Annotated in this window: 17 protein-coding genes; 13 read left to right on the top strand and 4 right to left on the bottom strand. The window is 61.6% G+C overall.

The window, feature by feature from the left end:
* Positions 1–3: 3 nt before the first annotated feature.
* The 7 genes from HDE75_RS09015 to HDE75_RS08985 all read left to right on the top strand — a co-directional run bounded on the left by HDE75_RS09015 (position 4) and on the right by HDE75_RS08985 (position 9,554).
* Positions 4–1,128, top strand: a complete 1,125-nt coding sequence (locus HDE75_RS09015) for an ABC transporter permease (protein WP_183676566.1) — start codon at positions 4–6, stop codon at positions 1,126–1,128.
* 123 nt (positions 1,129–1,251) lie between these two features.
* Positions 1,252–3,459, top strand: a complete 2,208-nt coding sequence (locus HDE75_RS09010; RefSeq protein WP_260173913.1) for a DUF3141 domain-containing protein — start codon at positions 1,252–1,254, stop codon at positions 3,457–3,459.
* Between the two features lie 9 nt (positions 3,460–3,468).
* Positions 3,469–4,884, top strand: coding sequence for a bifunctional enoyl-CoA hydratase/phosphate acetyltransferase (locus tag HDE75_RS09005; RefSeq protein ID WP_183674791.1), 1,416 nt, complete (start codon positions 3,469–3,471; stop codon positions 4,882–4,884).
* On the top strand, positions 4,881–6,083 hold the full coding sequence (locus tag HDE75_RS09000) for an acetate/propionate family kinase (protein ID WP_183674794.1): 1,203 nt from the start codon (positions 4,881–4,883) through the stop codon (positions 6,081–6,083). Before HDE75_RS09005 ends, HDE75_RS09000 begins: the two co-directional genes overlap by 4 nt.
* 207 nt (positions 6,084–6,290) lie before the next feature.
* Positions 6,291–6,767, top strand: a complete 477-nt coding sequence (locus HDE75_RS08995) for a hypothetical protein (protein WP_183674797.1) — start codon at positions 6,291–6,293, stop codon at positions 6,765–6,767.
* A gap of 166 nt (positions 6,768–6,933) precedes the next feature.
* Positions 6,934–9,201, top strand: coding sequence for a DUF8189 domain-containing protein (locus HDE75_RS08990; RefSeq protein ID WP_221291777.1), 2,268 nt, complete (start codon positions 6,934–6,936; stop codon positions 9,199–9,201).
* Positions 9,202–9,215: 14 nt separating this feature from the next.
* Positions 9,216–9,554 carry a hypothetical protein gene (locus tag HDE75_RS08985; protein ID WP_183674799.1) on the top strand — a complete coding sequence of 113 codons (339 nt, stop codon included), beginning with the start codon at positions 9,216–9,218 and terminating at the stop codon, positions 9,552–9,554.
* Positions 9,555–9,629: 75 nt separating this feature from the next.
* Here HDE75_RS08985 and parC read toward each other — a convergent pair whose 3' ends face one another.
* From parC to HDE75_RS08965, 4 genes are read right to left on the bottom strand one after another with little or no spacing between them, the layout of a single operon-like run.
* Positions 9,630–11,984, bottom strand: a complete 2,355-nt coding sequence (gene parC, locus HDE75_RS08980) for a DNA topoisomerase IV subunit A (protein WP_183674802.1) — start codon at positions 11,982–11,984, stop codon at positions 9,630–9,632.
* A gap of 50 nt (positions 11,985–12,034) precedes the next feature.
* On the bottom strand, positions 12,035–13,813 hold the full coding sequence (locus HDE75_RS08975) for a J domain-containing protein (protein WP_183674805.1): 1,779 nt from the start codon (positions 13,811–13,813) through the stop codon (positions 12,035–12,037).
* Between the two features lie 12 nt (positions 13,814–13,825).
* Positions 13,826–15,535 carry a molecular chaperone HscC gene (locus HDE75_RS08970; RefSeq protein WP_183674808.1) on the bottom strand — a complete coding sequence of 570 codons (1,710 nt, stop codon included), beginning with the start codon at positions 15,533–15,535 and terminating at the stop codon, positions 13,826–13,828.
* Complete coding sequence (locus HDE75_RS08965) at positions 15,536–17,533, bottom strand: DNA topoisomerase IV subunit B (RefSeq protein ID WP_183674811.1); 1,998 nt, start codon at positions 17,531–17,533, stop codon at positions 15,536–15,538.
* A gap of 461 nt (positions 17,534–17,994) precedes the next feature.
* On the opposite strand from HDE75_RS08965, the gene kdpF reads away from it, so the two are divergent.
* The 6 genes from kdpF to kdpE all read left to right on the top strand — a co-directional run bounded on the left by kdpF (position 17,995) and on the right by kdpE (position 26,143).
* A complete protein-coding gene (gene kdpF, locus HDE75_RS08960) occupies positions 17,995–18,084 on the top strand; it encodes a K(+)-transporting ATPase subunit F (RefSeq protein ID WP_034746483.1) in 90 nt (29 codons plus the stop codon).
* Complete coding sequence (gene kdpA, locus HDE75_RS08955) at positions 18,084–19,889, top strand: potassium-transporting ATPase subunit KdpA (protein ID WP_183674814.1); 1,806 nt, start codon at positions 18,084–18,086, stop codon at positions 19,887–19,889. The genes kdpF and kdpA overlap by 1 nt, the downstream gene beginning before the upstream one ends.
* A 9-nt stretch (positions 19,890–19,898) precedes the next feature.
* Positions 19,899–21,983 (top strand): potassium-transporting ATPase subunit KdpB, encoded by a 2,085-nt coding sequence (gene kdpB, locus HDE75_RS08950; protein WP_183674817.1) that lies wholly within the window; start codon positions 19,899–19,901, stop codon positions 21,981–21,983.
* Positions 21,984–21,993: 10 nt separating this feature from the next.
* A complete protein-coding gene (kdpC, locus tag HDE75_RS08945; RefSeq protein WP_183674820.1) occupies positions 21,994–22,569 on the top strand; it encodes a potassium-transporting ATPase subunit KdpC in 576 nt (191 codons plus the stop codon).
* Positions 22,570–22,686: 117 nt separating this feature from the next.
* The gene (locus HDE75_RS08940) at positions 22,687–25,452 is read left to right on the top strand and encodes a DUF4118 domain-containing protein (RefSeq protein WP_183674823.1); all 2,766 of its coding nucleotides are present in this window, start codon (positions 22,687–22,689) and stop codon (positions 25,450–25,452) included.
* On the top strand, positions 25,445–26,143 hold the full coding sequence (kdpE, locus tag HDE75_RS08935; protein ID WP_183674826.1) for a two-component system response regulator KdpE: 699 nt from the start codon (positions 25,445–25,447) through the stop codon (positions 26,141–26,143). The genes HDE75_RS08940 and kdpE overlap by 8 nt, the downstream gene beginning before the upstream one ends.
* The last annotated feature ends 109 nt before the right edge of the window (positions 26,144–26,252 follow it).

Here is a 26,252-nt window from a genome sequence, read left to right as displayed (position 1 = left end):
CCTATGCGACATCTGGAAAATATCTACCGTCTGGGCGTGAAGGAAATCTGGAGCCTGATCCGCGATCCCATGATGCTGATCCTGATCGCCTACACCTTTACCCTGGCGATCTACGTGGCCGCCACGGCCAAGCCGGAAACCCTGCACATGGCGGCGATTGCCATCGTCGATGAAGATGGCTCGCCGCTGTCGGCGCGCATTGCCTCGGCCTTCTTTCCACCGCAGTTCACGCAGCCGGCCATGATCAACCAGGGGGAGGTGGACGCGGGCCTCGATGCGGGCCGCTACACTTTCGTGCTGACGATACCGTCGAAACTGCAGGCCGACGTGCTGGCCGGGCGCCCGGCGACATTGCAGCTGAATGTGGATGCTACCCGTATGAGCCAGGCTTTCAGCGGCAGCGGCTACATCCAGCAGATCGTCGCTGGCGAAGTGGCAGAATTTTCAAAACGCTACCGGGCCGCGACAAAGCTGCCAGTGGACCTGGTGATGCGTGCGCGCTTCAATCCGTCGCTGAGCCAGGCCTGGTTTGGCTCGCTGATGGAAATCATCAACCAGGTGACGATGCTGTCCATCATCCTGACGGGTGCGGCCCTGATACGCGAGCGCGAACACGGCACCATCGAGCATTTGCTGGTGATGCCGGTCACGCCGGCTGAAATCATGCTGGCCAAGGTCTGGTCGATGGGATTGGTGGTGCTGATCGCCGCCGCGCTGTCGCTGAACCTGGTGGTGCGTGGCTTGCTGCATGTGCCGATCGAAGGCTCGATCGCCTTGTTCCTGTGCGGCGCTGCCTTGCACCTGTTTGCCACTACTTCGATGGGCATCTTCCTGGCCACCCTGGCGCGCAGCATGCCGCAATTTGGCATGCTGCTGATTCTGGTGCTGCTGCCGCTGCAGATGCTTTCGGGTGGCAGCACGCCACGCGAAAGCATGCCGGAACTGGTGCAAAACATCATGCTGATCGCGCCCACCACGCACTTTGTCGAATTGAGCCAGGCGATTTTGTACCGGGGCGCGGGCATTGCGGTGGTGTGGAAACCGTTCCTGGCCCTGCTGGTGATTGGCACGGCCCTGTTTTCTTTCGCACTGGCCCGTTTCAGGAAGACCATCAGCCAGATGGCGTAATTTCGAATCCTGTGCCTGAATCCCACTGGCGCAGCAATCTGTAAGTAGACATCTGCAAAGAGGATAGCCATGACGAACAAAACCGCAGCACCTTTTTCCACCGGCGGCTTGCCGTCCCTGGGCATGCTGGGCGACTATGCACGCGATTCGTGGCAGCGCATCGTACTGTACGCGGACGTGATGCGCCGGCGCGGCAATCAGTACCAGGAACATATGGCTGAAAAAGTGCCGAACGTGCTCGACTTCCCCGCCGAAGTGGTGATGACGGGCCTGGAGCTGGAGCGCCCCGTCAACTATGGCCTGGTGCGCATTCTGACGCCCGACTCGCCCGATCCCCTGCCATCGAAGCGGCCTTTCGTTGTCGTCGATCCGCGCGCGGGTCACGGCCCCGGCATCGGCGGCTTCAAGGCCGAGAGCGAGATCGGCGTGGCCCTGCGCGCTGGCCACCCATGCTATTTCATCGGCTTCCTGCCCAATCCGGTGCCAGGCCAGACGGTGGAAGACGTGATGCATGCGGAAGCGATTTTCCTGGAAAAAGTCATTGCCCTGCATCCTGACAGTGAAGGCAAGCCTGTCGTCATCGGTAATTGCCAGGCGGGCTGGCAGATATTGATGACGGCCGCCATGCGCCCGGAACTGTTTGGCCCCATCATCGTGGCCGGTGCGCCCGTGTCGTACTGGGCCGGCTGGCATGGCCGCAACCCGATGCGTTATTCGGGTGGCCTGATGGGCGGCAGCTGGGCCACGGCGCTGGCAGGGGACCTGGGCAATGGATTGTTCGACGGCGCCAGCCTGGTGCAGAATTTCGAGAAGCTCAACCCGGCCAATACCCTGTGGACCAAGCAATACAACCTGTATGCAAACATCGACACGGAAGCGCCGCGCTACCTGGAATTTGAAAAATACTGGGGCGGCCATGTATTCCTGAACGCCGTCGAAATGCAGTACATCGTCGACAATCTGTTTATCGGCAACCGCCTGGCTACTGCCGAACTGATCACCTCCGAAGGCGTGCGCCTGGACTTGCGCAATATCCGCTCGCCCATCGTCGTATTCTGCTCGAAAGGCGACAACATCACGCCGCCACCGCAGGCGCTGGGCTGGATCACGGATCTGTACCGCGATGATCATGACGTACTGCTGCATGACCAGACTATTGTGTATGCGGTGCATGACAGCGTGGGCCATCTGGGCATTTTCGTGTCCGGCAAGGTGGGGCATAAGGAGCACCAGAAATTCGCCAGCAATATCGACCTGATCAACCTGCTGCCGGCCGGGATCTATGAAGCGCTGATCGTTGAAAAGACGCCCGATACGCCGAACGCCGACCTGGCTAGCGGCGACTATGTCTTGTCGGTCGAACGCCGCAACCTCGATGATGTGCGTGCCATCGTGCAGCCGTCGGTGGAAAACGACCGCAAGTTCGCCACTGCCGCCCGCATATCGGAAGTGAATCTGTCGCTGTACCGCAGTTTCGTGCAGCCCTGGGTGCGCGCCGTGGTGACGCCGCAATCGGCGCGCTGGCTGCAACTGATGCATCCGCTGCGCATATCGTACGAGCGCTGGACGGACCGCAATCCGCTGGCCGCACTGGTGGCCAAAGAAGCGGAGAAAGTACGCGAGCACCGGCAGCCGGCGTCGCCCGACAATCCGCTGCTGGCCATGCAGGCTGCGTTTTCCGGCGCCGTCACGGCCGGTTTGAACAGCTGGCGCGACTGGCGAGACACGGTCCAGGAGCAGACCTTCGACCTGATCTACGGCTCGCCGCTGCTGCAGGCGCTGGCAGGCCAGGGCCCCGATGTCACGCCGCGCCCGCACCCCAGCGTCTCGCCCGAACACCTCGAATACGTGCGCTGCGAAACCCGGCATATGGACGATGACGTGAATCAGGGCGCGCTGGCCGAAGCGGGCGTGCGCGCGCTGTTTTATATCTACCGTTTCCGCATGATTGCCGATGAACGACGCGTCAATCTGGCCCTGAAACTGATACAGCCGCAGTACACGGGCGGCTTGGGCATGGAGACTTTCCGCCGTACAGTGCGCCAGCAGTCGCGCTTGATGCTGCACGATTTCGACGGCGCCATGGCGGCCCTGCCGCTGCTGCTGTCGCGCGCCAAGCCGGACGCCATCCGCGCGCTGGCCGAGTGGCTGCAGCAAGTGCTGCTGGTGCCCGATGCACCGACGCCCGATGAGGAAGCCAGCCTGCAGCAGATGCTGGACGTATTCGAGCGGGCAGCCAGTGCGCAAGCGAAGCATGCTGCGCCTGCATCAGCGCCTGCGGCCGCGTCCAAGTCCAAAACCAAACCTGTCAAAAATAGCAGTCCAGCCTAGAAGGTTCACATGATTAACAGTAAAGACGATGATTTGCATGTCGTGCGCAACCGCACGTTTGAACAGATCGCCCTGGGCGACAGCGCCAGCATCACGCGCACCCTGAGCGCCGACGACATTGCCCTGTTCGCGGTGATGTCGGGCGATGACAATCCACAGCACCTGGATCCGGAATTTGCCGCATCCAGCCGCTACCAGGGCGTAATCGCGCATGGTATGTGGGGCGCGGCCTTGATTTCAGCCGTGCTGGGTACGCGCCTGCCCGGCGCCGGCACCGTGTATGCGGGCCAGACGCTGCGCTTCCTGCAGCCCGTGCGCGTGGGCGACACGCTCGATATCGGCGTCACCGTGACGGCGCTCGAACCTTTGAACCGCCATGTGACCCTGGCTTGCCGCTGCGTCAACCAGCACGGTGCCGTGGTGCTCGATGGCGAGGCGCAGGTGATTGCGCCGGCCGAACAGATCGAACGGGCGCGCGCCACCTTGCCTGAAGTGCGGTTGCATAACGGCGATGGCACGCGGCGCCTGCTCGAACATGCGCGCACCCTGGGGCCGATCAAGGTGGCCGTGGTCCACCCTTGCGATGAATTGAGTTTGTCGGGCGCGCTCGATGCCCATGCGGCAGGCTTGATCACGCCCGTGCTGGTGGCGCCGCGCGCGCGCCTGGAAGCGGTGGCAGCGGCAGCAGGACTGTCGCTGGAAGGCATACAGATCGAAGACGTCGAGCATAGCCACGCAGCCGCCGCGCGCGGGGCCGAACTGGCGGGCAAGGGCGAAGTGGAAGCGCTGATGAAAGGCAGCCTGCATACCGATGAATTGATGTCGGCTATCCTGACGGCCAGCGCCGGCTTGCGCACCAAGCGCCGGGTCAGCCACTGCTTTTTGATGCAGACGCCCGCCTATCCGCGTCCTTTCATCATCACGGACGCCGCCGTCAATATCGCGCCGACCCTGGAAATCAAGGCCGACATCGTGCGCAACGCCATCGACCTGGCGCATGTGATCGGCGTGGCGCAGCCGCGCGTGGCCATCCTGGCGGCAGTGGAAACGGTGAACCCCACCATGCCGGCCACGGTGGATGCGGCAGCCCTGTGCAAGATGGCCGACCGTGGGCAAATTACAGGCGCGATCCTGGATGGCCCGCTGGCGTTTGATAACGCCGTCTCGATCACGGCCGCCACCGTCAAGGGCATTGTGTCGGAAGTGGCGGGGCGCGCCGATATCTTGCTGGTGCCCGATCTGGAAAGCGGCAATATGCTGGCCAAGCAGCTCGAATACATGGGTGACGCCGACAGCGCCGGCATCGTGCTGGGCGCGAAAGTGCCCGTCATTCTCACCAGCCGCGCCGATTCGCGCGCCAGCCGCATCGCTTCGTGCGCGCTGGCCGTGATGCTGGCCAATCACTACCGGAGTTCGCCACCATGAGTCCTAGCACAGAAAATTCCCTGATCCTGGTGCTCAACTGCGGCTCGTCCAGTATCAAGTTCGCCCTGTTCGATGCCAGTGGCGAGACCGTGCCGCAGCAGCCGGAATGGAGCGGCAAGGTGGAAGGCATAGGCCGCGAAAGCGCGACCTTCCGCGCTGGCGGCCAGCCGCCGCAAGCCTTGCAACTGGACCCGCAGCTGCCGCATCACGCGGCGCTCGAAACTATCCGCGAACGGGTAATGGCGCAGCTGGCAGGGCGTACCTTGAAGGCCGTGGCGCACAGGGTGGTACATGGCGGCAGCAAGTATTTTGCTCCCGTGCGCATCGATTTCGACGTGCTGGCCGACCTGAAAAGTTTTATCCCGCTGGCGCCCCTGCACCAGCCATTCGCGCTGGAAGCGATCGAAGTGCTGCTGACATCGCGTCCCGACATCGCCCAGGTGGCGTGTTTCGATACGGCCTTCCATCACACGGTGCCACAGGTGGAGCAGATGCTGGCCTTGCCCTACGATGCGTGGGAGCGGGGCTTGCGCCGCTATGGCTTTCATGGCCTGTCCTACGAATACCAGTCGCTGGTGCTGGAACAGCGCTTCGGTGCTGTCGCGCGCGGCAAGGTCATCGTGGCCCACCTGGGCAGCGGCGCCAGCCTATGTGCGATGGACGGTTTGCGCAGCGTGGGCACGACCATGGGGTTTTCTGCGCTCGATGGCCTGATGATGGGCACGCGCTGCGGCGCGCTCGATCCGGGCGCCGTGATTTACCTGATGGAGATCGAGAAGCTGTCGCTGGAAAAAGTAGCGCATGTGCTGTACCACGAATCGGGCTTGCTGGGCGTCTCCGGCGTGTCGGCCGACCCGCCCGTGCTGCTGGCGCAGCAAGACCGCCAGGATGCCACGGGTGAACGCATACGCGCGGCGCTGGCCCTGTATGTGCGCCGCATCGTGCGCGAGATCGGCGCGCTGACGGCGGTGCTCGGTGGCCTGGATCTGCTGGTGTTTACAGCAGGCATAGGCGAGCACAGTGCAGAACTGCGCCAGCGCATCTGCGCGCAGCTGGGTTTTGTCGGCCCCGTGCTCGATAGCTCCGCCAATGCAGACAACGCCAGCGTGATTTCCAGCGCAGACAGCCGCATCGTGGTGGGCGTGGAGCCGGCCAATGAAGAGTGGGTGGCTGCGCGCCATGCGGCGCTGGCGCTATGACTTCGCCACGCATTGGGAAATTGCTCAACTGAACATATTTCTCCTTGCGTGGGCTAACGCACAGTGTGGTTTTACTTCTTGCTCTACTATGAAGTCATGCCATCGCCGGACGTGAAAACGACGGCGGTGCCAGGCAAACTTTGAACATTTTGCCCGCCTTTATCAGAATGAATCATAAGAATTTTAACGACATTGAAAGGTCACATCATGAACAAATTACTCGCCGCCCTTATCGCTACCCTGTTTGCCAGCGCCGCTTTTGCACAAACGGCGCCGGCCACCGAAGCTGTCGTGAAAGCCCAGGCGTCCGCACAAAAAGACGTGAACAAGGCTGCTGCCTCGGAAGCCAAGGTCGATGCCAATGCTGACGCAGACGTCGCCAAGGCACAAGCCAAAGCCGATCAAAAGAAAGCTGATGCCCACCACAAGGCTGCTAAAACCAAGGCCAAGGCACACGACAAGGTCGTGAAAGCCGATCCTGAAGATCAGGCCAAGGCAGAAGCCAAAGCCGAAAAAACCGCTGCCAATGCAGACGCCAAAGCTGGCAAGGCTTCCGTGAAAGCGGACGCCAAGGTCGCCAAGGAAAAAGTGGACGCGAATGCCGACAAGGCCCTCGCCGCTACTAAAACTGAAGCGGCCAAGGCCAAGGCAGAAGCCGACATCAAGGCGGCCGCCGCCAAGTAATTGTGTGCCTGCAGGCTTGGTCCTGCAGCGCAAAAGACAGCTACGGCTGTCTTTTTTTTTTGCCCGCCGCTTTCGTCAGCCGTCCTATTCAGTCTTGATGTTTCTCAATTCATCATGTTTTCTGCATGCCATAGTGAATTGGCAGGCAGACTGAAAGGGATACATCATGAACACCACTAGAACGAAAAAAGTAGCAAGCAGCGGTTCTGGCGACCGGCAAACGATGCCAGATATGCCCATCGAGGGCGACGTGAAAGGCGACGTGGATGAGCGCCTGGGCGTATCGTACGCCGACCAGGCGGCCATTCATGCCGGTGGTATGCCTGGCGCGGAGCACGATATGGGCAGTGCCAGTTGCATGAACGCGGGGACTGGCAGTGGCATGGGCGGCGCAGGTGGTGGGGCAGGCATGGATGGCGGAAATGGCGGTGCTAACGGCGGCGCCAATGGCGAGGGGGGCGGCACGCCGCAGGTACGCACCTGTGCCACGATGACTGTGTATCGCCGCCTGCTGAATGAAGATCCCTCCTATGCACGCGTGCGCGACGAGATCGAAAACCTGGCTGGCCTGTATGAGGGCGACCAGGGGCTTGCTGCCCGCTCGGGCGTGACCACCATACCGGTGGTGGTGCACGTGGTGTGGAATACGGCGGCGCAGAATATCTCGGACGCGCAAGTGGCCAGCCAGATCGATGTGCTGAACCGCGACTATCGGCATACCAACACGGACGTGGCCAATACACCCGCCCCCTTTTTGCCGTTGACGGCCGACGCGCGCGTGGAATTTGCGCTGGCCACGCTCGATCCCCATGGCGCGGCCACCAGCGGCATTGAGCGGCGCCAGACCAGCGTCACCTCGTTTGGCGCCGACGATGCCGTCAAGTCGCAAGCGACCGGTGGCATGAATGCCTGGCCGGCCGATACCTATCTCAATATCTGGATCTGCCAGCTCGGTGGCGGCTTGCTCGGTTATGCGCAGTTTCCAGGTGGCCCGGCTGCTACCGACGGCGTGGTGATACTGCAATCGGCCTTTGGTACCATCGGCACGGCGGCGCCGCCTTTCCACCTGGGTCGCACGGCCACGCATGAAGTGGGGCACTGGCTAAACCTGAATCATATCTGGGGCGACGATGGCACAGGCTGCACGGGTACCGATAACGTGGCCGATACGCCGAACCAGGGTGGCGCGAATACGGGCACGCCTTCGTTCCCGCATGTGTCGTGCAATAACGGGCCGAATGGCGACATGTTCATGAATTATATGGATTACGTGGATGACCCCGCCATGTTCATGTTCACGGCTGGCCAGGTGGCGCGCATGCAGGCTTGCCTCGATGGTCCGCGCGCCAGCATCGGCACGGCGGCGGGTGGTGGCGGTGGGACGACACCACGCCAGAGTTCTTCGCCCGTGGTGGCCTGGGGCGCCAATCGCCTCGACGTCTTCGTTGTGGGCACCGATAGTGCGCTGTATCACAAAGCCTGGAATGGGACGGCGTGGGCGCCGTCCGTCACCGCTTATGAAGCGCAGGGCGGCATAGTTACCAGTGCGCCGCAAGTGGTATCGTGGGGAGCGAACCGGCTCGATGTGTTTGTTACCGGCAGCGACAGCGGCTTGTACCACAAATGGTGGAATGGCTCGGCCTGGGGACCGTCGCTGACAGGCTATGAAGCGCTGGGAGGCTTATGCGTAGGCGATCCGCGCGCCGTGGCCTGGGGGCCGAACCGGCTCGATGTGTTTGTCGTCGGCACGGACCGCGCGCTGTATCACAAATGGTGGAATGGCTCGGCCTGGGGACCCTCGGTGACCGGTTACGAAGCGATGGGCGGCATTTGCCTGGGACAGCCGGAAGCGGTGGCGTGGGGGCCGAACCGCCTTGACGTGTTTGTTATCGGCACGGACCGCGCCCTGTACCACAAGTGGTGGGATGGCACGGCCTGGGGACCGTCGCTGACGGGCTATGAACGGCTGGGCGGCATCTGTAGCTCGTCGCCGAAGGCCGTGGCCTGGGGCACTAACCGTCTCGACGTGTTTGTGACCGGCACCGATGGCGCGCTGTACCACAAGTGGTGGGATGGCGCGAAGTGGGGGCCGTCCATCGATGGCTACGAGCGCCTGGGCGGTATTTGTGTCGGTGAAGTGGAAGCCGTGTCGTGGGCGGAAAACCGGCTAGACCTGTTCGTTATCGGTACGGATAGCGCGCTGTATCACAAGGCATGGAATGGCACGGCTTGGGCACCGTCGCTGACAGGTTTTGAAAACCTGGGCGGCATTTGCACTTCGCGCCCCCGCGCCACGGCCTGGGCGGCGAACCGCCTGGACGTGTTCGTCAGGGGAAGCAACGGCGCGCTATTCCACAAGGCGTGGAATGGCACGGCCTGGTCGCCCTCCGTGAGCGGCTATGAAAACCTGGCCGGCGTAATATCGTGTTTTTAAGGGAGGGAGATGGCATGCATGGCATGACAAGCGCACTGCCCAGCGGTAGCTGGACGCATTCGTTCGAGGAAGATGCCGCCGGTATCGAAGTGTACCGGCCCACGGCCACGTTTGCCTTTCCACCCAGCCGCAAGGGGCGCAAGGTGCTTGATTTCGACGTGGCCGCCAACGGCGCCGGTATGGTGACGAGCATGGCGCCCGGTCCCGATGACAGGCCCCGCGCGAGGCCAGCTACCGCGCTGATCCCCTTGGGCATGAACCGTTATGCGCTAGGCGGTACGTCGGCTGCGCCGCAAGAGGTGATAGAAATTGTCGAAGCGGCGGCAGATATCCTCAGGCTGGCGCGGTATTGACAGTAGCTGCTCTTGATAGCAACAGGCGAAAAAAAAAGACAGGCGAGCCTGTCTTTTTTCAGTGACGATACTAGTCTAGCCTATCGCCGTCATCTTCTGCGGTTTCAGCTTGGATGCCAATGGCTTGCCTTTCTTCGCGCGTTTGCCGAAGTGCTCACCCAGCGCGGTAGCCCCCAGCGAGACATCTTGCGGCTTCGCGCCCCGGCCTATGCCCGACACCACCACGCCGCGCTGCGTGATCGGCTGCACGGCCAGCAATTTGTCCTTGCCTTCCAGTTCGATCAGCTTGACGCCGGTACCACCCTTGGACAGGGTTTTCATTTCATCGAGGCCGAATACCAGCAGGCGTGCGCCGTCCGTGACGCAAGCCAGGGCGCTGGCCGCGTCAGGAATCACTTTTGGTTCGAGTGGCACATCGCCATCGTCCAGGGTGATGAACGATTTTCCGCCTTTCAAGCGGCTGGCCATATCGCCTGCTTTTGCGATGAAACCATAGCCGGCGTTGGACGCCAGCAGCAGATTGGTGGCGCCATTGCCTGCAAAGTAATGCAGGATACGGATGGCGTTACCAGGCGTGCCGCCGCTCAGGTCGACCAGGGTCGTGATCGGCACACCGTCGCCACGCGCGTTGGGCAGGGCAGCTACCGGCACCGAATAAATCTTGCCGTTATTGCCGAAGCCCAGCAGGGTATCGACGGTGCGGCATTCGAAGGCGCCGTGCAGGGAGTCGCCGGCCTTGAAGGTGAATTGGGCCGCATCGTGGCCGATGCCGGTACGCGCGCGTACCCAGCCTTTTTCCGAAATGATGACGGTCACCGGTTCATCGACTACCTTCTGTTCGGCGACTGCTTTTTGCGCTTCTTCGATCAGGGTGCGACGCACATCGCCAAACTGTTTCGCATCTGCTTCGATTTCACGGATGATGGCGCGCTTCATCGAGCCCGGGTTATCGAGCAAGTCTTGCAGGGATTTTTCTTCCTTGCGCAGTTCCGCCAGCTCTTGCTGGATCTTGATGGTTTCCAGGCGCGCCAGCTGGCGCAGACGGATTTCCAGGATATCGTCAGCCTGGCGTTCGGACAAATTGAACGCTTCGATCAGCGCCGCTTTCGGCTCATCCGAATTGCGGATGATGTGGATCACCTTGTCGATATTGAGCAGGATCGCTTCACGGCCTTCCAGGATATGGATGCGGTCCCTGACCTTGCCCAGTTTGTAGCCCGTGCGGCGCGTCACGGTGGCGAAGCGGAAATCGATCCACTCGCGCAGGATATCGCCCAAACCCTTCTGGCGCGGACGGCCATCGCCGCCTATCATCACCAGGTTGATCGAGGTCGACGATTCCAGCGACGTGTGCGCCAGCAGCATCAGCATGAATTCGTTCTGATCCTGGTTTTTCGATTTTGGCTCGAACACCAGGCGTACCGGTGCAGCGCGGCCCGATTCATCGCGGATGGTGTCGAGCGAATTGAGGATCAGCGCCTTCAGCGCGACCTGTTCCGGCGACAGCGCTTTCTTGCCCAGCTTGATCTTCGGATTGGTCAGCTCTTCGATTTCTTCGAGTACTTTTTGCGACGAAGTACCCGGTGGCAGTTCCGAGACCACGGCTTGCCACTGGCCGCGCGCCAGCTCTTCGATCTTCCAGCGCGCGCGTACCTTCATGCTGCCACGGCCGCTCGCATACATGTCCTGGATTTGCGATGGCGGCGTGATGATCTGGCCACCGCCCGGGAAATCCGGGCCAGGAATGATGGCCATCAGCTCGGCGTGCGTGATCTTTGGATCACGTATCATGGCCACGGCCGCCTTGGCCACTTCCGTCAGGTTGTGCGATGGGATTTCCGTCGCCAGGCCCACGGCGATACCGGAAGCACCATTGAGCAGCACCATCGGCAGGCGTGCCGGCAGCAGCTTTGGCTCTTCCGTCGAGCCGTCATAGTTGGCCTGAAAATCCACCGTGCCCATGCCGATTTCATCCATCAGCAATTTGGCGATCGGGGTCAGGCGCGCTTCCGTGTAGCGCATCGCCGCCGCGCCGTCGCCGTCGCGTGAGCCGAAGTTACCTTGTCCATCGATCAGCGGATAACGCAGCGAAAAGTCTTGCGCCATACGCACCAGCGCGTCGTACACGGACTGGTCGCCGTGCGGATGCAGCTTGCCCAGCACGTCGCCGACCACGGCCGCCGATTTGCGCGGCTTGGCCGTGGCATTCAATCCCAGCTCATTCATCGCGTACAGGATGCGGCGCTGCACCGGCTTCTGGCCATCGCAGACGTCGGGCAGGGCGCGGCCCTTGACCACCGAGATGGCGTAGTCGAGATAGGCGCGTTCGGCGAAGGTGGACAGGGTCAGCGCTTCGCCGTCGAATACCGGTTCATCCGGCTCGATGGGCTCAGGCTGGGCATCGTCAAATAAATTGGTTTGTGTGGACATGGTGCGAGTTTCAGTAATTTAAATGGTTGCGGTTGAACGTATGGCGCTGATTATGACAGCCCGGGTTTAGACAAAGACATGCGGTAGGACTGATAAATACTGCGTACGGTGAAGTACAGCACTGCCAGTGCCAGGACGACGGCCAGGCGCAGCAGCGGTTGCATTTGCGTGGCGTCCTGCTGATGGACCAGTATGAAAGAAGTGATGGCAGGCGCCAGCGCCACCGGCCAGCCAGCCTTCACGTTGAACTCACAGGGCGCGAGCAGCATGCCGATGCAAGACCAGGCAAACAATGCTGCACCGAGCAGGGCGGCGGGTAAAAGATGCAGATACAGTTCCAGTATCAAGGTGATGCAGCCGATGATCCATGCCATGCGCAACCGTGGCAGCATGACTACGGTGCCGCCACATGCAGCATACAACCCTTCCTTGGCGCGGATGGCCAGCATCAGCGCGCAGAATGACAGCATCATGCCTTCGTTGCCGTTCACGGCAGACGTTCCCTTGCCCATGATGATCAGGGTGGAAAACAAGGTCAGTCCTACCATGTACAGCAATTGTCTGCCAGTCAGTAGCGAGCGGCTTGCGGCGCCGGCGATCAAGGTAGCGAAGCATAAGCCGCTGGTGGTCGCAATGCGCAGGGCGTTGCCTGGCGACGGTATGAAGTACAGTACGCCGACGACCAGGAACGGTACTATCCAGGCCAGATACAACAGCGCTGGACGTTCGCGCAAGACCGGCAGGCTTTCGACACTGCGCTCTTTCAGTGATTGCCAGCGCGCGAATAGCGGAGCAGGCCAGCTGAAGGCATGCATCGCCATCAGCGTAAAAGCCAGCGCCTGGCAGAGCAGTAAATTGGTCCATTGCGGCTGCAGCAGCTGCAGGCGCGCTACGCCAGCAATGGTCGCCAGCATGAAATTGAGCGCGCAACCCAGACCTATCGAGGTGAGGGCCGTGTCCTTGAAATAGCGCTTGCTATGGACAGCGTGTTCCCAGCGTTGAAACAGATCTTCATCGAGTTTGTAGACCAGCATTTCCGGATGGTGCCAGCGCACTGTACGCAGCAGATCTTTGACTTCTTCCGTAAATGCCTGGTCGAACAACTGCCGCCCGTAAGCCGATGGTGGTTGTTGCGACAGCAGGCAGGCGATGCCGCGATGCTGGTCGCGGTTGTCCAGGAACAGGGCGTAGGACCGGTCGGCCCGGTAGCGTGCCATGGCGTTGTGCATCAGCTCCGGCTGGCGGCGGGCCAGATAAGCATGGTCTTCATTCCAACCGAGTATGTCGAACAGGGCCTGGCGCAGCGACAGGTCATAGCCTTCGCTGGCGCAGTAATGGAGCGCACACAGCTCGAATTCTTCGCGCACGTCCAGATTAAGCAGTTCTTCGCCTTGCATGAAACCGGGCAGCATGTCGGCCGCATTGTGGTGCTGCGCCAGCGTCATCAGTTCATGCCACAAGCCGGCTGCCTGTTCGGCCGGATCGATGGCGACGATGCCCCATAGTTCGGGCGCAGGCGATGGCATGTTCGCGGGCACCGTTTCCTGTGCCACCACACCCCACAGTTCGGCAGGTGCAGCTTGTGTTTCAGGTGCTATGGTTTCTTCCTGCGGCTCTTGCTGTTGTTCCTGCTCCTGCCACTGCACGGCAAACATGGGCGCGTTGCGCAGCGCATACTCGTACGCATCGCGCAGCTGCTGGAAGGCGGCTGGATCGTCGTCGGGCCGCGTGACTTTCAGTTGCTTCGCATAGGCGCGCTTGATGGCGCGCTCGTCGCCTGTGGGTTCCGTACCGAGAATATCCCACAGGCTGCGCTGTCCTTGATGCATGCCGTCGTTCATTTACAGGAAACTTTCGCTTTCAACTTGCCGCAGTGCCTCATCGAGCGCCAGTCGCGATTTGCGGATGGTGTTCGAGTCCTGTGTCTCCAGCGCGGCCTGGAACGCGGCCGTATGATGCGCCAGATAATTGCGTACATCGCCCAGCGACTGTTCGTACAGGCGGTCGGCGCGTGAAATCAGGGTGCGGTTTTCCATCTGTTCGCGCGGGTGGATTTTCAGGTCGGCCAGCTCAAGAAATCGCTGTTCGATCTGTTCCGGCGTCATCACGCCTGCGTTGTCGCTGATGACCATCTTGTGGCGTTCCTGCGTGGCTAGCACCGTCACCTCCGCTTCCAGCACGCCGCTGATGTCATAGGTAAAACGCACGTCGATGCCCACTTCGCCGGCCTTTTTTGCCGGTATCGGGAAGGTGATTTTTCCCAGGAAAACGTTGTCGGCCACCAGGCGCGATTCGCCCTGGTAGATCGTTACATTGATCTCTTTCTGGTTGTCGTGAATGGTGGTGATGTTTTCCGTGCGCGAGACGGGCACCACCGAGTTGCGCTCGATGATGGGCATGTAGTGGCCGCCTTCATACTGGTTCGGCCCCACCTGGCGTGAAATGCCGATGCCCAGCGAATACGGCGCCACGTCCGTCATCACGACTTCATCGAGGGCCGCGTCGCGCATCTTCAGGCCCGCCTGCACGGCGGCGCCCAGGGCCACGGCTTCGTCCGGGTCCAGGTGAATGGCGGGGAAGCGGCCAAACATGCGCGACACCAGTTTACGCACCAGCGGCATGCGCGTGGCGCCGCCAGCCAGCACAACTTCATTGAGTTCCGAGGCGCGGATGGTGGCGTCGCGCAGTGCCCGCTCCACCGGCACGCGCAAGCGGGCCAGCAGCGGTTCGCACAGCTGCGCCAGTTTGTCTTCGCTGACTTCCCAGTGATAGTCTTTTTCCTGATAACGCGTGCTCATGCGCGCCGTCGGCTGCTCCGACAGCAGGCGCTTGACCCGTTCGGCTTCGTCGCGCAGCAACTGCTGCTGGCGCGTGTCGAACAGACGGCTGCCGGCGGCGCTGCGCAAGCCGCTCTCGTCCAGAAAGGCCTCGACCAGCACGGTGACGAAGTCTTCGCCACCGAGGAAATTATCGCCGGCCGAGGCGCGTACTTCCATCACACCTTCAAACAGTTCCAGGATCGAGACGTCGAAGGTGCCGCCGCCCAGGTCGAAGACGAGAAATTTGCTTTCCTGTTCCTTGTCGCGGATGCCGTAGGCCAGCGCGGCGGCCGTCGGTTCGTTCAGCAGCCGCTCCACGCGCAAGCCCGCCAGCTGGCCGGCAATGCGCGTAGCCTTGCGCTGCGCATCGCTGAAATACGCAGGCACGGTGATGATCGCTTCCTTGACCGGGTGGCCGAGAAAGGCTTCGGCATCTTCCTTCAGCACGCGCAGCACCATCGACGACAATTCCTCGGGACGGAATTGCTGCGTGCCGAGGGAGATTTTCTTTTCGCTGCCCATATAGCGCTTGAAGACGGACGCCGTCAACTGCGGGTGCGTCTGCAGGCGCTCGCGCGCGGCACGCCCCACCAGCACGCTGCCGTCTTCGTCGATGCTTACGCAGGACGGGGTCAGGTGCTCTCCCAGCGCGTTGGGAATGATGCTTGCCTTGCCATCGCGCCAGATGGCGGCCAGGCTGTTGGTGGTGCCGAGGTCGATGCCGATGATCATTTAAATATCTGCCTCTGCCTCATTGCCGTGTTCTTCGATCCAGGCGCGGCGTCCGGCCGCTTCGCCTTTGCCCATCAGCATATTGAAACGGGCGGCCGAGGCCATGTGGTCGACTTCGCCCAGGGTCACGGGCAGCAAGCGGCGCGTGTCCGGGTTCATCGTGGTTTCCCACAGCTGTTCGGCGTTCATCTCGCCCAGGCCCTTGAAGCGCGAGATGGACCAGGCGCCCTGTTTCACGCCTTCCTTGCGCAGCTTGTCTTCGATGGCCAGCAGTTCGCCATCGTCGAGCGCATAGATTTTCTGGATCGGTTTCTTGCCGCGCGCCGGCGCATCGACGCGGTACAGCGGCGGACGGGCGATACAGATATGGCCCTTGGCGATCAGCGCGGGGAAATGCTTGAAGAACAAGGTCAGCAGCAGCACCTGGATGTGCGAGCCATCGACGTCCGCATCGGACAGGATGCAGATTTTGCCGTAGCGCAGGCCGGACAGGTCGGGCGTGTCGCCATGCATATGCGGATCGACGCCGATGGCCACGGCAATATCGTGGATCTCGTTATTGGCAAACAGGCGGTCACGGTCCGTTTCCCAGGAGTTCAGTACCTTGCCGCGCAGTGGCAGGATGGCCTGGAATTCCTTGTCGCGGCCCATCTTGGCCGAACCGCCCGCCGAGTCACCTTCGACCAGGAACAGTTCGTTGCGCGTAATGTCAGACGATTCGCAATCGGTCAGCTTGCCCGGCAACACAGCCACGCCTGAGGATTTTTTCTTTTCCACCTTTTGCAGTGAACGCTGGCGCGACTGCGCCTGCTTGATCACCAGCTCGGCCAGCTTCTTGCCGTATTCGACGTGCTGGTTCAGCCAAAGTTCCAGCGGCGGTTTGCTGAAGGTCGAGACCAGTTTCACGGCGTCGCGCGAATTGAGGCGTTCCTTGATCTGGCCTTGGAATTGCGGGTCCAGCACTTTCGCCGACAGCACGAAAGAAGCGCGCGCGAATACGTCTTCGGGCAGCAGTTTCACGCCCTTGGGCAGCAGCGAGTGCATCTCGACGAAGTTTTTCACGGCGCCGAACAAGCCTTCGCGCAAGCCCGATTCATGCGTGCCGCCATTCGAGGTGGGAATCAGGTTGACATACGATTCGCGCACGATGGCGCCTTCTTCCGTCCACGCCACCACCCAGGCCGCGCCTTCGCCTTCGGCGAAACCGTCATTCTCGCCGTTGGCGTATTGCGCGCCTTCGAACAGGGGAATCAGGGTTTCGCCGCTGGAGGTTTGCGCCAGCGCTTCGGTCAGGTAGCCGCGCAAGCCTTCCGCATACATCCAGGTTTGCGTGTCGCCCGTCCTGGCGTTGGTCAGCGTGACGGTGACGCCCGGCAGCAGTACCGCTTTCGAGCGCAGCAGGCGTTGCAGTTCAACTTGCGAAATCTGCGGCGAGTCAAAATATTTCGGATTCGGCCAGGCGGTAACGCGCGTGCCCGACTTCTTGCCATCGCGCGGCGCCGGTTTCGAATGTAATGGCTCGATCACATCGCCATCGGCAAACACCATGTGGTGCAGGCCGTTGCCGTCGCTTTCCTTGCGCCAGACCGTGATTTCCAGGCGTGAGGACAGCGCGTTGGTGACGGACACGCCGACACCATGCAAGCCGCCCGAGAACGCGTAGGCGCCGCCCGAGCCCTTGTCGAACTTGCCGCCCGCATGCAATCGCGTAAACACGATTTCCACCGTCGGCACGCCTTCTTCGGGGTGCAGGCCGACAGGAATGCCGCGGCCATTGTCTTCGACGGTGATGCTGCCATCCGTGTTTTGCGTGACGGCGATATGGGTGCAATGACCGCCCAGCGCCTCATCGGAGGCGTTGTCGATCACTTCCTGGATGATATGCAGCGGATTTTCAGTGCGGGTGTACATCCCCGGACGCTGCTTGACCGGTTCCAGTCCCTTCAGGACACGGATGGATGATTCGCTGTAGTCGGATGCTGGTTTTTTAGTGGCCATACGTGTTCAAGCTAAATAAAAACAAGGGTTGGAACGCCAGGCCAGCGCACTGCAGGCGCAATGACAGCGGCGGCGATAGCTGTATAAATATACAGTATATCCCGTCCAGCGTCACTGGGGGAGGGCAGGCGGCAGGCATGGCGTCCTTGTGCGGACGCTTGCGCATTCTATCTTGATCGGCGAGCAATAGCGCTACTCCTTGGCAACAATGGTGCGCCGCATGGCGGCGTTTTAGGACTAATGTAAGTCCAATTACGCGCTGCCGCCCCGATTTTTACATGTTGTTTACATGGCGCTCCCCAGTCTTTACCAATTTTTTATACCCTTTTTGTTAACCTGCTTTTATCAACACAAACCTGAGTGAGGGTGGGAATGGATATCGTCTATATCGGCTTGATTGCCGTGTTTTGCGTGGTGGTGGCGGGTTTCGCCATCGCCTGCGACAAATTAGGGAGCGTGAAATGAACGCATTTTATGTACTGGGCGCCGTGGTGTCGGCCGGCTTGCTCGTGTATCTGCTGGTAGCGCTGCTGAAGGCGGAGGAACTGTAATGACGACCCAATCGATACTGTTGTTGGTGCTGTTCCTGGTGGTGCTGTTGGCCCTGTCCTATCCGCTGGGCCTGTACATGGCCAAGGTGGCCGGCGACGCGCCCGTGCCTGGCCTGGGCTGGCTGCAGAAATGTGAAAACCTCTTGTACCGCTGGGCGGGATTGTCAAACGACAAGGCCATGGGTTGGAAAGGCTATGCCATCGCCCTGATCGTCTTCAATACCCTGGGCGCCTTATTTGTGTATGGCCTGCAGCGTCTGCAAGCCATCCTGCCATTCAATCCACAGGGCTTGCCCGCGATTACGCCCGACTCCTCGTTCAATACCGCCGTCAGCTTCGTCGCCAACACCAACTGGCAGGGTTACAGCGGCGAACAAGCCATGAGCTATCTGACCCAGATGCTGGGCCTGGCCTGCCAGAATTTCTTTTCGGCGGCCACCGGCATCGCCGTGATCTTTGCCTTGATCCGTGGCTTTTCTTCGCGTTCGAGTAAATCGATCGGTAATTTATGGGTCGACCTGGTGCGCTCCACCCTGTACATCCTGCTGCCGCTGTCGCTGGCCTTGTCCGTGGTCTTCATGGGCGAAGGCGTGATCCAGAATTTTTCGCCGTACAAGGAAGTGACCCTGCTTGACCAGGTGGCGTATGAAACGCCAAAAACCACGGCCGATGGCCAGCCTGTGCTCGACGCCGCCGGCAAACCGGTGATGGAAGCGCAAGTGGCCAAGACGCAGACGATTGCCATGGGCCCGGTGGCCTCGCAAGAGTCGATCAAGATGCTGGGCACGAACGGTGGCGGCTTCTTCAACGCCAACTCCGCCCACCCGTATGAAAATCCGACCGTGATGTCGAATTTCCTGCAGATGCTGGCGATCTTCCTGATCCCGGCCGGCCTGTGCTTCACCTTTGGCCGCATGGTCGGTGACATGCGCCAGGGCTGGGCCGTGATTGCGGCCATGACCCTGATCTTCGTTGCCCTGACGGCGGGCGTGATGGGCGCGGAACAGCAAGCCAATCCTGCGCTACAAACCCTGGGCGTGGACCAACAGCAAAGCAGCCTGCAATCGGGCGGCAATATGGAAGGCAAGGAAACGCGTTTCGGCATCAGCTCGTCGACCCTGTTCGCTGCCATCACCACAGCGGCTTCCTGCGGCGCCGTCAACTCCATGCACGACTCCTATATGCCACTGGGCGGCATGGTGCCGCTGCTGCTGATGCAGTTCGGCGAAGTGATCTTCGGCGGCGTGGGCACAGGCTTGTACGGCATGCTGATGTTCGCCATCCTGGCCGTCTTTATCGCCGGCCTGATGATAGGCCGCACGCCTGAATACCTGGGCAAGAAAATCCAGGCTTATGAAATGAAGATGGTCTCGCTGGCCATTCTGGTAACGCCAGCGCTGGTGCTGACCGGTACCGCGATCGCCGTGATGGTCGATGCTGGTACGGCGGGCGTGGCCAATCCTGGTGCACACGGTTTCTCGGAAATCCTGTACGCCTTCACCTCGGCCGCCAATAACAACGGCAGCGCGTTTGCCGGCTTGTCTGCCAACACGCCGTTCTATAACGTGATGCTGGCCATTGCCATGTGGTTCGGCCGTTTTGCCGTGATTGTGCCGGTGCTGGCCGTCGCCGGCTCGCTGGCCAACAAGCAGCGCCTGACAGCCAACTCGGGCACCATGCCCACGCATGGCCCGATGTTCATCATGCTCTTGATCGGCATCGTGGTGCTGGTCGGCGTGTTGAACTATGTTCCGGCGCTGGCCCTGGGCCCCGTCATCGAACACCTGCAACTTTTCACCCAATAAGAGGCTACCATGTCACGCAAAAGCCTGACGTTATTCGATTCCGCATTGATAGGCCCCGCCATCATCGATGCGTTTAAAAAACTCGACCCCCGCACGCAGTGGCGCAGCCCCGTGATGTTCGTGGTCTATGTGGGCAGCATCATCACCAGCATGCTGGCGATCCAGGCCTTGACCGGCAAGGGAGAGGCGCCATTCGGCTTCATCGCCGCCGTCGCCGTGTGGCTGTGGTTTACCGTGCTGTTCGCGAACTTCGCCGAAGCGCTGGCAGAAGGCCGCAGCAAGGCCCAGGCAGCCTCGCTGCGGGCCCTGAAGCAAACCGTGATGGCGAAGAAGATGCAAACGCCGAAATACGGCACGGCCTGGCTGCCAACACCAGCCACCGACCTGCGCAAGGGCATGACGGTGCTGGTCGAAGCGGGCGACGTGATCCCTGCCGACGGTGAAGTCACCGCCGGCGTAGCTTCGGTCGACGAAAGCGCCATCACGGGCGAATCGGCGCCCGTGATCCGCGAATCGGGCGGCGACTTTTCGGCTGTGACGGGCGGTACCCGCGTGCTGTCGGACTGGCTGCTGGTGCGCGTATCCGTCAATCCTGGCGAAGCGTTCATCGACCGCATGATCGCCATGGTCGAAGGCGCCAAGCGCCAGAAGACGCCAAATGAAATCGCCCTGACGATCTTGCTGGTGGCTCTGTCCATCGTCTTCCTGATCGTCACCGTAACACTGCTGCCGTACTCGCTGTTCGCCGTGGCGGCCGCCAAGTCCGGCACGCCCGTCACCATCACCGTGCTGATCGCGCTGCTGGTGTGTCTGATCCCGACCACCATCGGCGGCCTGCTGTCGGCGATTGGCGTGGCCGGCATGAGCCGCATGATGCAAGCCAATGTGATCGCCACTTCCGGCCGTGCGGTGGAAGCAGCTGGCGACGTGGACGTGCTGCTGCTCGATAAAACTGGCACCATCACCCTGGGCAACCGCCAGGCATCGAACTTCGTGCCTGCACCGGGCGTGACGGAACAGCAACTGGCCGATGCGGCGCAATTGGCGTCCTTGGCCGATGAAACGCCGGAAGGGCGCAGCATCGTGGTGCTGGCCAAGCAGCGTTTCAATATCCGCGAACGCGAAATGGCCAGCCTGCACGCCACCTTCGTGCCATTCACGGCGCAGACCCGCATGAGCGGCGTCGATATTCCTGGCGCCGATGAACACACCGTGCGCGAAGTGCGCAAGGGTGCGGCCGATTCCGTGCGCAAGTATGTGGAAGCGCTGGGCCAGCCGTATCCGGAAGAAGTGGCGCGCGCCGTCGATGACATCTCGCGACGTGGCAGCACGCCGCTGGTGGTGGTCGATGATGGCCGCATCATGGGCGCCGTGGAACTGAAGGATATCGTCAAGGGCGGCATCAAGGAGCGCTTTGCCGAATTGCGCCGCATGGGCATCAAGACGGTCATGATCACCGGTGACAACAAGCTGACGGCCGCCGCCATCGCCGCTGAAGCGGGTGTGGATGATTTCCTGGCCGAAGCCACGCCGGAAGACAAGCTGAAACTGATACGCAGCTACCAGTCCGAAGGCCGTCTGGTGGCGATGACGGGCGACGGCACCAACGATGCGCCTGCGCTGGCCCAGGCCGACGTAGCCGTGGCCATGAACTCGGGCACGCAGGCAGCGAAAGAGGCAGGCAATATGGTCGACCTCGATTCGAATCCGACCAAGCTGCTGGAAATCGTTGAAATCGGCAAGCAGATGCTGATGACGCGCGGTTCATTGACGACGTTCTCGATTTCGAACGATATCGCCAAGTACTTCGCCATTATCCCGGCCGCTTTCGTGGGCACGTATCCACAACTGAAGGCGCTCGACATCATGCACCTGGCCAGCCCCTCGTCGGCCATCATGTCGGCCGTGATCTTCAATGCGCTGATCATCGTCGTGCTGATACCACTGGCATTGAAGGGCGTGCAGTACCGCGCTATCGGCGCGGCCAGCCTGTTGCGCCGCAACCTGCTGGTGTATGGCGTGGGCGGCATCATCCTGCCCTTTATCGGCATCAAGCTGATCGACATGATTTTGTCCGCCCTCAATTTCGTTTAAAGGTAATATCATGAGCACTATCGTTCGCCCCGCAGTCGTCCTGTTCGCCGCGCTGACCGTGATTTGCGGCGTGATTTATCCTCTCGCCACCACTGGCATTGGCAAGCTGGCCTTCAGCCACGAAGTCGACGGCAGCATCATCGAGCGCGATGGCAAGCCGGTCGGCTCGACCCTGATCGGCCAGTCCTTCACCTCGCCCAAGTACTTCTGGGGCCGTCCATCGGCTACCTCGCCGATGGCAAACAACGGCGCCGGCTCGGGCGGCTCCAACCTGGGGCCGAGTAATCCAGCCCTGGTGGACGCCGTCAAGGGACGCATCGCTGCCCTGAAAGAAGCCGATCCTGACAATACCACCGCCATTCCGGTCGACCTGGTGACGGCCTCGGGCAGTGGCCTGGACCCTGAAATCAGCCTGGCCGCCGCCGTGTACCAGGCGCGCCGCGTGGCCCGCGTGCGCGGCCTGCACCTGGCGCAGGTGGAAAACACCATCGCCAAGCTACAGAAAACCGCGTATATCGGCTTTTTTGGCGAACCGCGAGTGAATGTGCTGGAACTGAATCTGGCGCTCGATGCGGCGCAGAAGTAAGATTGCTAGTATTAGGGTCAGTCACTCCGTGATCGGTATGCGCCCCATTGGACGCATACCCCCGTCGGGTCTGACCCCAGCCCTTGTTTTTGGGCGAATCAACAGTTAAAGAGACCCATGCACCCGAACGACAGCCAACGTCCCGATCCTGACGCCCTGCTGGCACAGGTACAGGCGCAGGAAAAAAAGGCCACGCGCGGCAGGCTGCGCATTTATTTTGGCGCGTCGGCCGGCGTTGGCAAGACCTACGCCATGCTCGCTGCAGCCCGTAAATTGCTGGCCGATGGCCAGGATCTGCTGGTTGGCGTGGTGGAGACGCATGGGCGCCAGGATACGGCTGCCCAGCTGGAAGGCTTGCCCCTGCTGCCGTTGAAAGCGGTCGAATACCGGGGCAAGACCCTGCAGGAATTTGATCTCGACGAGGCGCTGCGCCGCGCGCCGCCCTTGATCTTGATGGATGAACTGGCCCACTCGAACGTGGCCGGCTCGCGTCATCCCAAGCGCTGGCAGGATGTCGAGGAGTTGCTGGCCGCCGGTATCGATGTGCTATCGACCGTCAATGTGCAGCACCTGGAAAGCCTCAACGATGTGGTAGGCGGCATCACCGGCATCCGCGTGGCGGAAACCCTGCCCGACACGGTATTCGACCGCGCCGATGAAGTGGTGCTGGTCGATATTCCGGCCGATGAATTGCTGCACCGCCTGAAGTTGGGCAAGGTATACAAGCCGCAGCAGGCCGAGCGCGCCTCGCAGAATTTTTTCCGCAAGGGTAACCTGATCGCCTTGCGCGAACTGGCCCTGCGCCGCACGGCTGACCGGGTGCAGGACGACGTGCAGGCCTACCGCGTTGAAAAATCCATCAATCCCGTGTGGAAGACGGGGGCGGCGCTGCTGGTTTGCGTGGGCCCGCGTGCCGGTGGCGAACATGTGATCCGCAGCGCGGCGCGCCTGGCCAGCCAGCTGAACGCCGAATGGCACGCGCTGTATGTGGAAACGCCCAACTTGCAGCGATTGCCGGCGCGCGAGCGCGAACGCATCCTGAAAACCCTGAAACTGGCGCAAAACCTGGGCGCGCGCACCGCCATCGTCGCTTCAGCCGATATCGCAGCCTCCGTCGTCGAGTATGCGCGCGGCGCCAATATCTCGAAAGTCATCGTCGGCCGTAGCCGTGCGGGCCTGTTGGCGCGCCTGTGGAACGCGCCGCCGGCGCAGCGCATGGCCAGCCTGGCGCCCGATGTCGACCTGATCGAAGTAGGCCTGCCGGCCAGCGATGCGCCGCTGCGGCGGTCGGCAGGCGATGAGGAAGCCGATGCACCGCGCCGTCCTTCGCGCCATTGGCGCTATATTTTTGCCGCTGGCGCCAGCCTGCTGACGGCCATCGCTTCCGAGCCGCTGCAGCCGTATCTGGACCTGGCCAATATCGCCATGCTGTCCTTGCTGACGGTGGTGCTGGTGGCCGTGCGCCTGGGCCGCGGACCGGCAGCGCTGGCCAGCCTGGTGGGCGTGGCCTGTTTTGATTTCATTTTCGTGCCGCCCCGCTTTTCGTTTGCGGTCGGCGATTTCCAGTACGTGATCACGTTTGGCGTGATGCTGGCCGTGGGCCTGATCACCGGCCATCTGACGGCTGGTTTGCGCTTCCAGGCCAGAGTGTCGTCGCACCGCGAATCGCGGGCCCGCGCACTATATGAATTTTCGCGTGAATTGTCGGGCGTGCTGCAGACCGAGCAGATTTTCGACATCACGAAAAGCGCCATCGAACGGGCGTTTCGGGCGCGTGCTACCTTGCTGCTGCCCGATGACCAGGGACGGCTGCAGGCGCCAGCGAATGCGGCAGAACTGGACCTGGGTATCGCGCAATGGGCTTTCGACCGCGCCGAAGCGGCCGGCACGGGCACCGACACCTTGCCCGGCTCGAATATCTTTTATTTGCCGCTGATCGCGCCGATGCGCACGCGCGGCTTGCTGGCGCTGCTGCCGCTCGATGAACCGAATCACCGCCGCTGGCTGCTGGTGCCAGAACAGCGGCAGCACCTCGATACCTTTGCCGCGCTGGCAGCCATCGCTCTCGAGCGCGTGCACTACATCGACGTGGCGCAGGGCGCGCTGGTGCAGATGGAATCGGAGCGCTTGCGCAATTCCCTGCTGGCGGCGCTATCGCACGACTTGCGCACGCCATTGACGTCACTGGTGGGACTGGCCGAATCGCTGGCGCTGTCCAGGCCTGCCTTGTCGAGTGCGCAGCTGGACATGGCGCGTTCGCTGCAGTCGGAAACCGTGCGCATGAGCGCCCTGGTGGCCAACCTGCTCGACATGGCGCGCATCGAAAGCGGCCAGGTGCGCCTGAACCTGCAATGGCAAGCGCTGGAAGAAGTGGTCGGCAGTGCATTGCGCGCCAGCCGTCCCCAGCTACTGGCCCATCATGTGCAGACGCAGCTGGCGCCGGACTTGCCACTGGTGCGCTATGACGCCGTGCTGGTCGAGCGCGTGCTGTGCAACCTGCTGGAAAATGCAGCCAAGTACACGCCGCCGGGCAGCACGATCACGATTGCAGCCAGGGTGCATGGTCAGTTCCTGCAGGTGACGGTCAGCGACGACGGCCCCGGCTTGCCGCCTGGCCGCGAGGAAGCGATTTTTGAAAAATTCACGCGCGGCGAACGCGAATCGAACAAACCGGGCGTGGGACTGGGGCTGGCCATTTGCCGCGCCATCGTCGAAGCGCATGGCGGCACGATACGGGCGCAGGCGCAATTGCCGGGACAGGGCGCGGCCCTGGTGTTTACGCTGCCGCTGGGGACGCCGCCAGCCTTGCCCGAGCTGGAGCTCGACGAAGTAGAGACAAGTGCTGGTACTGATAAAACCAAACGAGAGAATGATCATGAATGAACCTTCTGCTACTGCCTTGCTGGTCGAAGATGAACCGCAAATCCGCCGTTTCGTGCGCTCGGCGCTGGAAGAAGAGGGCTGGCAGATTTTCGAGTCGGCCACCATGCAGCGCGGCTTGATCGACGCCGGCACGCGCCGGCCCGATCTGATCGTGCTCGACCTCGGTTTGCCCGATGGCGACGGCATCGACTTCATTGCCGATATCCGCAAATGGTCGGCCGTGCCCATCATCGTGCTTTCGGCACGAGTCGATGAACAGGACAAGATACGTGCGCTCGATGCGGGCGCCGACGATTACCTGACCAAGCCGTTTGGCGTGGGCGAATTGCTGGCGCGCGTGCGCGCCACCTTGCGCCGCCAGCGCCAGCCCAGCGCCAACGAAGATGGCGTGGTGCAGTTTGGCGACGTGCGGGTCGACTTGAAAGACCGCCTGGTCACGCGCAACAAGCAGCTGGTGCACATGACGCCAACGGAATTCCGCTTGCTGTCGGTGCTGGTGAAAAACGCCGGCAGGGTAGTCACCAACCCGCAACTGCTGCGTGAAGTGTGGGGGCCGTCGAATAGCGAAAATGGCCATTACCTGCGCATCTACATGGGCCATTTGCGCCAGAAGCTGGAAGCCGATCCGGCCCAGCCGCAGTATCTGCTGACGGAAACCGCAGTCGGTTACCGCTTGCTGCTGCCGCTCTAATCCCACCGTTCCCTGGTTTGAAAACAGGCGCTGCGCGCGCCAGGGGGACGCTTTACCCAATTTTTTGCAGCTTCGGGCCAGCTGCGCCATCTGGCAAAGGCCCATACCA

This window comes from Janthinobacterium silvisoli, assembly GCF_014200725.1.
In the GTDB taxonomy this organism is placed as follows: Bacteria; Pseudomonadota; Gammaproteobacteria; order Burkholderiales; family Burkholderiaceae_D; genus Janthinobacterium.
The sequence above is the reverse complement of the archived record's forward strand: the minus strand, read 5'-3'. Positions and strand labels throughout refer to the sequence as shown.

Coding starts and splice junctions, on each gene's coding strand:
- kdpE (WP_183674826.1), top strand. CDS start 25,445: ATGAATGAACCTTCTGCTACTGCCTTGCTGGTCGAAGATGAACCGCAA.
- HDE75_RS08965 (WP_183674811.1), bottom strand. CDS start 17,533: ATGGCCACTAAAAAACCAGCATCCGACTACAGCGAATCATCCATCCGT.
- kdpB (WP_183674817.1), top strand. CDS start 19,899: ATGTCACGCAAAAGCCTGACGTTATTCGATTCCGCATTGATAGGCCCC.
- parC (WP_183674802.1), bottom strand. CDS start 11,984: ATGTCCACACAAACCAATTTATTTGACGATGCCCAGCCTGAGCCCATC.
- HDE75_RS08995 (WP_183674797.1), top strand. CDS start 6,291: ATGAACAAATTACTCGCCGCCCTTATCGCTACCCTGTTTGCCAGCGCC.
- HDE75_RS09015 (WP_183676566.1), top strand. CDS start 4: ATGCGACATCTGGAAAATATCTACCGTCTGGGCGTGAAGGAAATCTGG.
- HDE75_RS08985 (WP_183674799.1), top strand. CDS start 9,216: ATGCATGGCATGACAAGCGCACTGCCCAGCGGTAGCTGGACGCATTCG.
- HDE75_RS08940 (WP_183674823.1), top strand. CDS start 22,687: ATGCACCCGAACGACAGCCAACGTCCCGATCCTGACGCCCTGCTGGCA.
- kdpF (WP_034746483.1), top strand. CDS start 17,995: ATGAACGCATTTTATGTACTGGGCGCCGTGGTGTCGGCCGGCTTGCTC.
- HDE75_RS09005 (WP_183674791.1), top strand. CDS start 3,469: ATGATTAACAGTAAAGACGATGATTTGCATGTCGTGCGCAACCGCACG.
- HDE75_RS08975 (WP_183674805.1), bottom strand. CDS start 13,813: ATGCATCAAGGACAGCGCAGCCTGTGGGATATTCTCGGTACGGAACCC.
- HDE75_RS08990 (WP_221291777.1), top strand. CDS start 6,934: ATGAACACCACTAGAACGAAAAAAGTAGCAAGCAGCGGTTCTGGCGAC.
- HDE75_RS08970 (WP_183674808.1), bottom strand. CDS start 15,535: ATGATCATCGGCATCGACCTCGGCACCACCAACAGCCTGGCCGCCATC.
- kdpC (WP_183674820.1), top strand. CDS start 21,994: ATGAGCACTATCGTTCGCCCCGCAGTCGTCCTGTTCGCCGCGCTGACC.
- kdpA (WP_183674814.1), top strand. CDS start 18,084: ATGACGACCCAATCGATACTGTTGTTGGTGCTGTTCCTGGTGGTGCTG.
- HDE75_RS09000 (WP_183674794.1), top strand. CDS start 4,881: ATGAGTCCTAGCACAGAAAATTCCCTGATCCTGGTGCTCAACTGCGGC.
- HDE75_RS09010 (WP_260173913.1), top strand. CDS start 1,252: ATGCTGGGCGACTATGCACGCGATTCGTGGCAGCGCATCGTACTGTAC.